General features: G+C 68.9%; 13 protein-coding genes and 1 pseudogene. 5 read left to right on the top strand and 9 right to left on the bottom strand.

Annotated features, from left to right (window positions below):
• Positions 1-263, top strand: a pseudogene (locus tag A5625_RS29420) (hypothetical protein); the annotation flags it as partial.
• 148 nt (positions 264-411) lie between these two features.
• On the opposite strand, the gene A5625_RS00680 reads toward A5625_RS29420, so the two are convergent.
• The gene (locus tag A5625_RS00680; protein WP_066988465.1) at positions 412-1,374 is read right to left on the bottom strand and encodes a DMT family transporter; all 963 of its coding nucleotides are present in this window, start codon (positions 1,372-1,374) and stop codon (positions 412-414) included.
• Positions 1,375-1,973: 599 nt separating this feature from the next.
• Between A5625_RS00680 and A5625_RS00675 the strand changes: the two genes are divergently transcribed.
• The gene (locus tag A5625_RS00675; RefSeq protein WP_066988464.1) at positions 1,974-3,302 is read left to right on the top strand and encodes a DUF349 domain-containing protein; all 1,329 of its coding nucleotides are present in this window, start codon (positions 1,974-1,976) and stop codon (positions 3,300-3,302) included.
• Positions 3,303-3,308: 6 nt separating this feature from the next.
• Here the strand turns inward: A5625_RS00675 and A5625_RS00670 are convergent, their stop codons facing one another.
• From A5625_RS00670 to recA, 4 genes are read right to left on the bottom strand one after another with little or no spacing between them, the layout of a single operon-like run.
• Positions 3,309-3,914, bottom strand: a complete 606-nt coding sequence (locus tag A5625_RS00670; protein WP_066988468.1) for a hypothetical protein — start codon at positions 3,912-3,914, stop codon at positions 3,309-3,311.
• A gap of 8 nt (positions 3,915-3,922) precedes the next feature.
• Positions 3,923-5,455 carry a tRNA (N6-isopentenyl adenosine(37)-C2)-methylthiotransferase MiaB gene (gene miaB, locus A5625_RS00665; RefSeq protein ID WP_066988467.1) on the bottom strand — a complete coding sequence of 511 codons (1,533 nt, stop codon included), beginning with the start codon at positions 5,453-5,455 and terminating at the stop codon, positions 3,923-3,925.
• A gap of 53 nt (positions 5,456-5,508) precedes the next feature.
• Positions 5,509-6,030, bottom strand: coding sequence for a recombination regulator RecX (gene recX, locus A5625_RS00660; RefSeq protein WP_066988463.1), 522 nt, complete (start codon positions 6,028-6,030; stop codon positions 5,509-5,511).
• Entirely contained in the window at positions 5,996-7,036 is a 1,041-nt protein-coding gene (gene recA / locus A5625_RS00655; protein ID WP_065026859.1) for a recombinase RecA, read from the bottom strand. Before recA ends, recX begins: the two co-directional genes overlap by 35 nt.
• A 178-nt stretch (positions 7,037-7,214) precedes the next feature.
• Here recA and A5625_RS00650 point away from each other — a divergent pair, with 178 nt between their 5' ends.
• A complete protein-coding gene (locus A5625_RS00650; RefSeq protein WP_066988462.1) occupies positions 7,215-7,880 on the top strand; it encodes a (2Fe-2S)-binding protein in 666 nt (221 codons plus the stop codon).
• 51 nt (positions 7,881-7,931) lie between these two features.
• Positions 7,932-8,558, top strand: coding sequence for a flavodoxin family protein (locus A5625_RS00645; RefSeq protein WP_066988466.1), 627 nt, complete (start codon positions 7,932-7,934; stop codon positions 8,556-8,558).
• A gap of 13 nt (positions 8,559-8,571) precedes the next feature.
• Here the strand turns inward: A5625_RS00645 and A5625_RS00640 are convergent, their stop codons facing one another.
• From A5625_RS00640 to A5625_RS00630, 3 genes are read right to left on the bottom strand one after another with little or no spacing between them, the layout of a single operon-like run.
• Positions 8,572-8,778, bottom strand: coding sequence for a DUF3046 domain-containing protein (locus A5625_RS00640; protein ID WP_066988461.1), 207 nt, complete (start codon positions 8,776-8,778; stop codon positions 8,572-8,574).
• 43 nt (positions 8,779-8,821) lie between these two features.
• Positions 8,822-9,094, bottom strand: a complete 273-nt coding sequence (locus tag A5625_RS00635; protein WP_066988460.1) for a hypothetical protein — start codon at positions 9,092-9,094, stop codon at positions 8,822-8,824.
• A 38-nt stretch (positions 9,095-9,132) separates the two neighbouring features.
• Positions 9,133-10,299 (bottom strand): glycosyltransferase, encoded by a 1,167-nt coding sequence (locus A5625_RS00630; RefSeq protein ID WP_066988459.1) that lies wholly within the window; start codon positions 10,297-10,299, stop codon positions 9,133-9,135.
• Between the two features lie 50 nt (positions 10,300-10,349).
• On the opposite strand from A5625_RS00630, the gene A5625_RS00625 reads away from it, so the two are divergent.
• Positions 10,350-10,781, top strand: coding sequence for a limonene-1,2-epoxide hydrolase (locus A5625_RS00625; RefSeq protein WP_066988458.1), 432 nt, complete (start codon positions 10,350-10,352; stop codon positions 10,779-10,781).
• 8 nt (positions 10,782-10,789) lie between these two features.
• On the opposite strand, the gene A5625_RS00620 is transcribed toward A5625_RS00625, so the two are convergent.
• Positions 10,790-11,534 (bottom strand): hypothetical protein (locus A5625_RS00620; protein ID WP_066988457.1); only part of this gene is annotated, 745 nt, incomplete at its 5' end.

Below are 11,534 nucleotides of genomic sequence, written 5' to 3'. Positions count from 1 at the left end.
CGCCGGTCCTTGTCCCGGAACTCGCTGGGGCGGCCGTCGCCGAGGTGGCCGACCTGGCCGCCGCGACCCTGGCCGCCGCCGCGCTGCTGCCCGAACGGTGGGTGGCGATCGGGAGTGGTCCCGACGACGTGGTGCTGGGTCCTTGGACGGTGGGCACGTTCGCGGGCTTCGGTGTGGACGTACGCGTCGGGCTCTCCGCAGAGATCGGCGAGGACGCGCCGCCCGCCGCCCTACCGCTCTGTGCGCTGCTGGCGGCCAGGGTCGCGGCGGCCAGGTCGGCCACCTCGGCGACGGCCGCCCCAGCGAGTTCCGGGACAAGGACCGGCGCCGAGGGGACGATCGCAATGGCGCTCAGCACGCCACCAAACTAACGTGACCGCGCGTGCGACCCAGCACGCTGTACGCCTGACGTCAACGGGGAAAGCTATCCACCACCGCTAGACGGCCACTGAAGGGGCCGAAGTCGTCGTCTTCGGTTACCTGAGGGCCTGGTGCTTCCCGCGGGGAACCGGCCCGATTTATGGTTGCGGCTTCGCCGCGGGCCAGTGCGACCGTCGCGATGAGAACCACCGCGACCGCTCCGATCAGGGCGAACGCCTCGGGGCCGCTGGCGTCCAAGGTCTCCCCCAGCACCAGCACCCCGAGCAGGCCGGCCACCACGGGCTTGGCCACCGTCATCGTCGGCAGCGACGCGGTCAGCGCGCCGGCACGGAAAGCCGACTGCTGGAAGATCATTCCGGTCAGGGCCACCAGGAGCCAGGGCACGAATTCCGGTGACGTCAGCACGCCTACCAGGCTGTGTTCGGACGTCTCTACGACGCCCTTGGTCAGCACCGCGAACAGCGCCAGCGACGAGCCGGCCACCACCGCGAGCAGCACGGCCGCGAACGGGCTGCCGGCCCGCAGTCGCGCCGCCACAACACAGGCCACCAGCAGCGGCACCATCACCAGGGCCACGATGATCCAGGTTCGCAGCGGTGCGCGCTGCACACCGGCGGCCGGGTCGCCGACGATGATGACGACCGCCAGTGCGGCTGCCAGGACCAGCGCCCACATCCATTCCCGCGGCTTCACCCGGTGGTGGGCCAGCCGCGCGTAGATCGGCAGGGCGAACAGCAGCGCGGTCACCTGCAGTGCGGTCACCAGCACCACCGAGCCCCAGGCCAGCGCGGCGGCCTGCAGGCTGTAGTTGGTAATCGCGGCCAACCCGCCCAGCCACCACCGGGCGTCCCGCAGCGACATCCGGAAGAGCTCCAGGTGCCCGACTTGCTTGTCGGTGATTTCGTGCGCGGAGCGCTGCCGGATCACATCGCCGACCGCCGATGCCAGCGCCGCGCACAAAGCCAGCAACGCAGCGACGTCAACTTTCGACATTTTCGACCCCTCCGCCCAACGACCGCTCGATCCAGCTTTCCCCGGGGCGCAGGCAAATACACGCACAATTTGCGTTCAGTTCAACTACAAATGCATGACGTTCGACACGCTGCGCGCCGCGGGTAACCGCTCCAGTAGTAGTTCAGCAATCTATGTAACGCGTGGGATAACTCTAAGAGAACTACACAGCTGGCTGTGCGCGTCCGCTAAGCCCCTTCGCTGCCAGCGCTTTCCAGCGCGTGCCCCTCGCGGTCGATGAGATCAGCGTCACAACATCGCCTTGTCCGGTCGCCGGAGTGTCGACCGTGTTCGATGCGGCTTCGGCCCGCGCCGGCGCACTCGAACCCGATGCGGTGGTGCGACAGCACGACGGTATGGGTCGGTGTGGATCCGGTGACGCCGCCGCACGGACGTAGGCCCGGTCAGGAATGGCAAGGTGGCGGCGTGTGGCAGAGCAAGCTGCTTGAATATCGTTAAGCACCCGTTGGAGAACCTCGATGGGTTGTTCCAGCAGGTGCAGAAGACGGTGCCGCTACGCGCGGCAGGCGCGCGGGACACGGACCGCGCGGTGAGGGTTGGGAAAGGGTAGTGACGAGCGCATGACGGCTGACGAGCCTCGGGACGATTCAGCTCGGCCCGCGCCGCGTCCGGGACCGCGTCCCGGTCCCCGGCCGACACCGCGGCCCACCACCGCTCACCCTCTGGTGATGCCGCCACCCAGCGATCCACATCGGTTCGGGCGGGTGGACGACGACGGCACGGTGTGGCTGATCAGCGCGGCCGGTGAGCGCATCGTCGGCTCCTGGCAGGCCGGCGATCGCGAAGCCGCGTTCGCGCACTTCGGCCGGCGATTCGACGACCTGGCCACCGAAGTCACGCTCATGGAGGAGCGGCTGGCGTCCGGGAGCGGGGATGCGCGCAAGATCAAGGCCCATGCCACCGAGCTGGCCGAGACCCTGCCGACGGCAGCCGTGCTGGGCGATATCGACGCGCTCGCGGCCCGGCTGACCAGCATCGCCGAACACGCCGAGGCGACCGTCGCCGCGGAACGCTCCCGGCGCGAGGAACATCGCGCCACCCAGACCGCCCGCAAAGAGGCGCTGGCCGCCGAGGCCGAGGAGTTGGCCGCCAACTCGACGCAATGGAAGGCCGCGGGCGACCGACTGCGGGCGATCCTCGACGAGTGGAAAACGATCAGCGGAGTGGACCGCAAGGTCGACGACGCGCTGTGGAAGCGCTACTCCGCAGCCCGAGAGGCCTTCAACCGGCGGCGCGGATCGCATTTCGCCGAGTTGGACCGGGAACGCTCGGGGATCCGCCAGGCCAAGGAGCGTCTTTGTGAGCGGGCCGAGGAGCTCTCCGACTCGACCGACTGGGCTGCCACCAGCGCGGAATTCCGCAAACTGCTCACCGAGTGGAAGGCGGCCGGCCGGGCGACCCGGGAGGTCGACGACGCGCTGTGGCGGCGCTTCAAGGCCGCCCAGGACGTGTTCTTCACCGCGCGCAATGCTGTGACGGCGGAAAAGGACGCCGAGTTCCGGGCCAATGCAACCGCCAAAGAGGCGCTACTGGCCGAGGCGGAGAAGCTGGACACCAGCAACCACGACGCCGCCCGGGCGGCGCTGCGCGCGATCGCGGACAAGTGGGATGCGATCGGCAAAGTCCCCCGGGAGCGGTCCGCCGAGCTGGAGCGGCGGCTGCGCGCGGTCGAGAAGAAGGTGCGCGAAGCCGGCGACGCGGGGTGGTCTGACCCGCAGGCGCAAGCCCGGGCCGAGCAGTTCCAGATCCGTGCCGAGCAATACGAACAGCAGGCTCAAAAGGCCGCGGCGGCGGGCCGGACCAAGGAAGCCGAAGAGGCCAAAGCCAACGCCGAACAGTGGCGGCAGTGGGCGCAGGCGGCCGTCGAGGCGCTGTCCCGCAAGCAATAGCGGCGGTCAGACGCCTTTGGTAGGGTCGTCGCCGGTCTCGGCAGCAGTGGGGTTGTCCAGACCGTCGAGCAGTGTGATCGACTGCTGCTTCGCCGCGACGCGGCGCCGCTGCTCCTCGGCCGCGAGTTGCACGATGGTGCGCGACCAGACCACCCGGGCCCAGTGGTAACCGAGCAAGAGCACGGTGATCCAGGCGACGATCAGGCCCCACCCCGGCCCCGGGTGTCCCGCGCCCACGGTCTGACGCGACCAGATCGCCAGCATGCCCGCGGCACCCGCAATCGCCGTCCCGGCCAGCGCGACCCAGGCCAGCGCCCAGCGCCGCGTCACCAACGCCAGCATCGAGAAGCCCACCCCGAACACCAACGCGAGCCAGGCGAACACCCGCGACGGCAGGGCGACGGCGGCCGCGCCGGCGTGGTGGCTGCCGAACAACACGTCCCAACCACGCACGTCGCCGGTGTGCGGCAGGATGAACGACGCCAGCAGCACGAACACCAGGATCGACACGAAGAAAGCCCTTGGGCCGGGATCGATTCCGCGTGCCACCCGCCGTTCGGCGGCCTCGATCTCGCTCCGCAGCGCGCCGAGTTGTGTGTCTTCGTTGTTCATCTCTTTTTTCATGGGGCACATCCAAGGGATTTGGCCGGGCCGACGGGCGGCCCGAGGGCGGGCATGCCGAGACCGACCCCGCGCGGGCGCTGCCCGGCGGCGTGCGCATCGCCGGCTCGGGTGCGGCGATGGGTGAGGATGCCCGCATCGGCGATGAGGTGGTGTGGCGCGGCCCCGGTGACCTCCGTGGTGATGATGTCGCCGGGCCGCACCGGGGAGTCGGCGGGTGTGTCGACGGCGAAGTGCACCAGCCGGCCGTCGCGAGCCCGCCCGGTCATCCGCGCGGTGCGGCTGTCCTTGCGCCCTTCACCGGTGGCAACCAGCAATTCGACGGTCTGCCCGATCAGGGCCTGATTGCCCTGCAGGGAGATCGCCTCCTGCAATTCGATCAGCCGTTCATAGCGTTCCTGCACAACGGCTTTCGGTATCTGCCCGTCCAGTTCGGCGGCCGGGGTGCCGGGTCGCTTGGAATACTGGAAGGTGAATGCGGCCGCGAATCGGGCCTGGCGCACCACGTCCAGCGTGGCGGCGAAGTCCTCTTCGGTCTCGCCGGGGAATCCGACGATCAGGTCGGTGGTGATCGCCGCATACGGCATGGCGGCTCGAACGCGGTCGATGATCCCGAGGTAGCGTTCGGCGCGGTAGGACCGTCGCATCGCGCGCAGCACCCGGTCGGATCCGGACTGCAACGGCATGTGCAGGGCGGGGCAGACATTCGGCGTCTGCGCCATGGCCTCGATCACATCGTCGGTGAACTCGGCCGGATGCGGCGAGGTGAACCGCACCCGCTCCAGCCCGTCGATGTCGCCGCAGGCCCGCAGCAGGCGGGCGAAGCCGCCGCGGTCGCGGGTGAGCGCCGGGTCGGCAAAAGACACCCCGTAGGCATTGACGTTTTGGCCCAGCAGCGTGACCTCGAGCACGCCGTCGTCCACCAGCGAGGCGACCTCGGCCAGGATGTCGTCGGGATTGCGGTCGACCTCTTTGCCCCGCAGCGACGGAACGATGCAGAACGTGCAGCTGTTGTTGCAGCCGACCGAAATGGAAACCCAAGCGGCGTAGGCGGATTCGCGTGCGCTGGGCAGCGACGACGGAAACTCCTTCAGCGCCTCGGCGATCTCCACCTGCGCGACTTTGTTGTGCCGGGCCCGCTCCAGCAGCGCGGGCAGCGATCCGATGTTGTGGGTGCCGAAGATGACGTCGACCCACGGCGCCTTGTGCAGCAACGCCTCCCGGTCTTTTTGGGCCAGGCAGCCACCGACGGCGATCTGCATCTCGGGATTGCCGCGTTTGCGCGGAGCCAAGTGGCTGAGGTTGCCGTAGAGCTTGTTGTCGGCGTTCTCCCGGACAGCGCAGGTGTTGAACACCACCACGTCGGCGTCGGCGCCGTCGGCCGCGCGCTGGTATCCGGCGGCTTCCAGCAGGCCCGCCAACCGCTCCGAGTCGTGGACGTTCATCTGGCAGCCGTAAGTGCGGACCTGATAGGTGCGCGCGGACCCGGCGTCAGCAGCCGCGTCCGCGGCTCCGGCGTCCTGGGCCACCATCGAAGTCACGGGGCCATGGTACGGCGGCCAGCGCTCCCTGGATCAACCCGCAGCTAGACGCGTCGGCGCTCCCGCTCGGCGGCCAACTCGGCGAAAACGACCTCGCATGCCAGGTTCTGGCTGTAACCACGGCGCGCCAGCATCCCCACCAGCCGGCGAGTCACCCGCGCGTCGTCGTCATTCAGCGCCTCCCGCCGCAGCTTGGACCGCACCAACTGTTCTGCCCGGTCGCGCTCGGCGCCGGCGTCGATGCCGCCGAGCACCGAAGTGATCACGTCGTTGTCGACACCCTTGGTGTGCAGCTCGGCGGCCAACGCCCGCTTGCTTTTCCCGGCGTTCGCCCGGCGGGACTGCACCCATTGCTGGGCGAAGTCGGTGTCGTCGATCAGGCCGACGGTGGCCAATCGGTCGAGCACCCGCTCACTGATGTCGTCGGGATAGCCGCGTTTGGCCAGCTGGCCGTGGAGCTCGGCCCGGGTGCGCGCTCTCGCGGTGAGCAGACGCAGGCACAGCGCCCGCGCCTGCTCCTCGCGGGAGGGCTCAGAAATCGACGGGGGCGGGCAGGACGTCGTCATCGGTCACGACCGCGCCAATGCCGAGCTTTTCCTTGATCTTCTTCTCGATCTCGTTGGCGACTTCGTCGTTTTCCTTCAGGAAGGTGCGGGCGTTCTCCTTGCCCTGGCCGAGCTGCTCGCCCTCATAGGTGAACCAGGAGCCGGACTTGCGGATGAAGCCCTGCTCCACACCCATGTCGATCAGCGAGCCTTCCCGGCTAACCCCCTGGCCGTAGAGGATGTCGAACTCGGCCTGCTTGAAGGGCGGCGCCACCTTGTTCTTGACGATCTTGACCCGGGTGCGGTTACCGACCGCGTTGGTGCCGTCCTTGAGCGTCTCGATCCGGCGTACATCCATGCGCACCGACGCGTAGAACTTCAAAGCCTTTCCACCCGTGGTGGTTTCGGGACTGCCGAACATCACCCCGATCTTCTCGCGGAGCTGGTTGATGAAGATCGCGGTGGTGCCCGAATTGTTCAGCGCGCCAGTCATTTTCCGCAGGGCCTGGCTCATCAGCCGGGCCTGCAGCCCGACGTGACTGTCGCCCATCTCGCCTTCGAGCTCGGCGCGCGGCACCAGCGCGGCCACCGAGTCGATGACCAGGATGTCCAGGGCGCCGGAGCGGATCAGCATGTCGGCGATCTCGAGGGCCTGCTCCCCCGTGTCGGGCTGGCTGACCAGCAGCGAATCGGTGTCCACGCCAAGCTTCTTGGCGTACTCCGGATCCAGGGCGTGCTCAGCGTCGATGAAGGCGGCGACGCCGCCGGCGGCCTGGGCGTTGGCCACCGCGTGCAGGGCGACGGTGGTCTTACCCGAGGATTCCGGGCCGTAGATCTCCACGACCCGGCCACGGGGCAGCCCGCCGATGCCCAAGGCCACGTCCAGTGCGATGGATCCGGTCGGGATGATCGAGATCGGCTGCCGCGTCTCGTCGCCGAGACGCATCACCGAGCCTTTGCCGTAGCTCTTTTCGATCTGGGCCATCGCCAGTTCGAGAGCCTTCTCGCGGTCGGGGGCTTGCGCCATGGTGTCTCTCCTATAGTCGGTGTTCGTCTGACCGGTATCGGTCGGTTGGCGGTGACACTAGAGAAGGCCACCGACAAGTGACTGGCCGAACGCCCACCACAGTAGCCGAACAGGTGTTCGATTCAAGCTCGACACGCCGCATGCGCAACATCAGCTGCGAAAGGCCGCCTCAGAACAGATGGACATCTCCGCGGAGCTGTCGGACATCTCGTCCTACGGTGGCTTTTTCGCTCTGGTCGTGGGTGGCGACGGGACAGGATGGCATCCGGTCGGGCAGTCCTACGCCGACGGCTGCGCCGACCTGATCGACGCCACCGTCCGGCGCTATCGCACGAGCGACCGGCGGATCGGCGCCTCACTGGTTCACCTCGCCCACGCCACCCGGCTGTGGTCGCCCGTGCTCGCGTGCGCGATCGGCCACGGCGTCATCCCGGACCTCAAAGACCTGCACCGCGCCGACGACAGTGCACAGCTACGGCTGCCCCAGCCGGTCGGGAAACCCGTCCCCTCGATCCCGCCTGACGTGCTGTATCGCGTCGTGGTGAGCGATCACCTCCAACCGCTCGCCGCCGGCCTGCGGGTCAAGCTGGCGCCCGCCCTGCTCGTGGGCAACATCGCCTCGGCCCTGGTCGGAGCAGCGCGGGCGCTGCTATCGGCGCGGCCCGATCTGCGCACCCCGATCGTCGAGGTGACCTGCTCGCTGCTGGATACCGGCGTGATGGCCGGATCCGGGGTCATCACCGATCCGCGGCTGGGCTTCAGGCGTCACAGCTGCTGCCTTTTCTATCGACTGCCCGGCGGTTCGCTGTGCGGCGACTGCGTGCTGCACCGGACGACGCGGTAGCCCGCGAAGGCGGTGTCGTTTGACGTCGCCGCCTCGGGGTATCTGGCCACCGTGTCCTCAGCCGCAACCCACTCCCTGCGCGCGCTCGCGTTGATCTGCTCATTGAAGAAAAGCCCGGCGTCATCCAGCAGCGAACGGATCGCCGACCAGTTGCTCGAGCAGCTGCGCAATGCCGGCGTCGAGAGTGAGAAGGTGCGGTGCGTCGACCTGGCGCTGCTGCCCGGTGTCGAAGCGGACATGGGACCGGGCGATGAGTGGCCGGCACTGTTGACCAAGATCAAGGCGGCGGACATCGTCATCGTGTCGACGCCCACCTGGGTCGGTCACATGTCCAGCGTGGCGCAGCGCGTCTTGGAGCGGCTCGACGCCGAGCTGTCCGACACCGACGACGCGGGACGGCCGCGGATGGTGGGCAAGGTCGGCCTGGCGGCGGTGGTGGGCAACGAGGACGGCGCGCACAAGATCGTCGCCGACCTCTTCCAGGCGCTCAATGACATCGGATTCTCGATCGCCGCGCAGGGCTGCACCTATTGGAATGGCGAGGCGATGCAGGGCACGGACTACACCGACCTCGACGACGTGCCAGAAGCTGTCGCGTCAGCCACCCAGAACGCGGTCCGCAACGCCGTGCACCTGGCCACTGCGCTACGGCAGAACCCTTACCCCGCATACGGATAACGCGGACGACGGGTCACCACTGCTCCTGAGGTACGTCGAAGTCGACGCACAAGGCCCGCCAGACGTCGCGGGGCTCGATCCCCTCTTCGATTGCTTGGGCGGCCGTCCGTCCGTCGAACCCGGTCAGCACGTGATCGACCAGGACCGAGGACCCGTAGGTGGTGCCAAAGCGCAGAACTACCCGCTCGTGAAACTCCGTTAGCCGCACGCCAGTCAACATACCCAGCGCGCATGGATCGGACACCTGAGCACGAAGGCCCCGGCTATCTCCAGCTGGCCGGCAGATCGATGATGTGGTTGGGGCAGTCCTCCTGGGCGGCGACGGACATGACGTCGCGGGCGCGTTGCGCCGACATGGTGGCCCGCAGATGCATGAAGGCGTATTCGGCCGGCGCGAGTCCCTGTTCAGCGGCGGCCGGATCGTCCATCAACTGGCATGCCTGCTGTTCCTCTGGACTGTCGGCGTGCGCGACGGGTGGGGCGGCCAGCGAGCCCACCAGCAGGGCGCCGGCGCCGAGTGTGGTGATAATCCTCATCGGTCCCTCCCGCCGAAGCGTAAGGCGGCCGCGGCGGATCACCCGGCCACCGCGAGCGCGTCGTGGCACACCCGGACCGGGTCGGCGACGTCGGCGATGCCGGCGGCCGCCGTCTGGGCCGCCGCCCGATAGTGGGGCGACGACAGCACCTCGTTGACCGCGGCCACCAGCGCGTCGGAGGTCAGCGGCCGAATCAACCGCGCGCTGCCCTGGCGCAGCACCCGGTTGGCGATCTCCCACTGGTCGCCGCCACCGGGAACCACCACCAGCGGGACGCCGGCCAGCAGCGTCTTGGCCACCATTCCGTGGCCGCCGCCGCAGATCGCCAGGTCGGCATGCGCCAACAGCTCGTCCTGACGTCCCAGCCCCACCGCCGCCCACGGCGGCACGGTCAGCTCCGGGCCGTCCAACCGCGACACCACCAGGCGCGACCCCGCCGGCAATGTCTCCCCCGGTGCCAGGCAGCCCAACGCCACTTCGGCCAGCCCTTCGGTCCCGATCACGGCGGTCGACGGCGCAATGACCACCACCGGGCCGGAACCGGCCGGAACCTCGAGGATCCGATTCGTCGGCTCGAAGTGCAGCGGCCCGACCACGACGGCCTCGGCCGGCCAGTCCGGGCGGGGAACTTCCAGCGCCGGCAGCGTAGCGATCAGCCGCCGCAGCGGGCCCGGATCGCGCGCCGGCAGCCCGATCTCGAGGCGGGAGTTGGCCCGCTGCTGCAGGCCCGCGCGCACGGATCGCGCCGTCAGCGCGCGCATCGCGGCATCGCGCAGCCGGCCCCGGATGCCGGTGCCCGGCGCCAGCCCACTGCCGATCGGCGGCAGTCCCTTCGACGGCAGGTACAGCGGATGCGGGTTGAGTTCGATCCACGGGATGCCCAGCAGTTCGGCGGCCATGCCGCCGCCCGCGGTGATGACGTCGGATACCACCAGGTCGGGTGCCAGCTCGCGCAGCGCGGGCACGTTGAGCACGGCCATCCGAGCGGCGCGCCGATGGATCCTGGCACCGGCGTCGACGTCGTCGTCGGTGGCCACCAGCCCGTCGAGGGTGACGGCGTCGATGCCGGCGCCGCGTGCGGTGTCGATCCATTCGGCGCCGGTGAACAGCGTGGGCTCATCGCCGGCTTCGGCGAAGCGTTGGCACAGCGCAATCGCCGGGAACGAATGCCCGGGATCCGGCCCGGCGACCACGGCGATACGCATCGTGCTCACCCTGCCACAACGCCCGGCGGCCACGCGCCTACGCTGGCAGAATGACCGAGCTGACTGGGACAACCGTTGCCAACACCCGTGTGGTCGAAGGATTCCTGAACGCGCTGCAGGACGCGGATTACGACGCGGCCGGCGGCGCGCTGGCCGATGATCTCGTCTACCAAAACGTCGGGCTGCCCACCATCCACGGGCGGGCCAGGGCCATGAAACTGTTCCGCCGGATGGAGGGCCGCGCCGCTTTCGAGGTGAAGATCCACCGCATCGCGGCCGACGGCGGCGCGGTGCTCACCGAACGCACCGATGCGCTGATCTTTGGCCCCCTGCGGCTGCAGTTCTGGGTGTGCGGTGTGTTCGAGGTTCAGAATGGCCGAATCACGTTGTGGCGGGACTACTTCGACTTCTACGACATGCTCAAGGCCACCGCGCGTGGTCTGGCGGCACTGGTGCTGCCGTCGTTGAAAGCGACGTTCTGACGCACCGATTAGCCGGTGCCGCGCAATCCGCCGAGTTCGTCGAACGCCTGCGCCCAACCGACCAGACGATCCGTCGCTTCGACCAGTTCGGCACGGTAGTGCTGCGACGCGGTTGATCCGTCGCCGTTCACCGAAGACACCAATTGCGCTGCCGCGGTGACCATTTCGTTGTATTGGCGAACGCCGGCACCGAGTTGCGCGGTGAACGCGTTGATAGTGGGCACCAGATAGGCCCGCGATTCTTCGCTGGCCTGCGCCGCCCGCTCCATCGACACCACCTGCGCGGCGGTGGACGCCATCGCCGCGCAGGTCCTGTTGGCGGCCGCGGTCAAGTCGCGGATCTCGGCCGTCGGCAACATCGCACCCCGCTCGATCACGGCCAGCAGCGACGAGAACCCGCGTTCGGACGCGCCCAGCGCGTACATCGCCGGACGCGCCGCTGAACCCGGCGGCGGGAGCCGGCGGACATTGGCGGGCCGACTCGCCGGCAGTGGCTCCGACCGCAGACTGAGGTAGCGAGCCAGCAACAGCGTCCCCAAAAAGGCCTGTGCGACCGCCACGCCTCCGGTGATTTCGAGCAGCAACGCGAACCAGCCCCAGGCCGCGAGCAGCAGCGTCACCGCGGCCCAGAACACACATCCGGCGCTGAATATCAGGCCCCACCGCAGTGCGCGGCGACGACGGCGCAACTGCCGCGCCCGCGGGTCGGCGGCGGCACTGACCTTGCGGATCACCAGGTCGGACAGGTCGGCG

Origin of the sequence: Mycobacterium sp. 1465703.0, from assembly GCF_001672975.1 — a bacterium.
GTDB lineage: Bacteria > Actinomycetota > Actinomycetes > Mycobacteriales > Mycobacteriaceae > Mycobacterium.
This window is presented reverse-complemented; position numbering and strand designations above follow the sequence as displayed.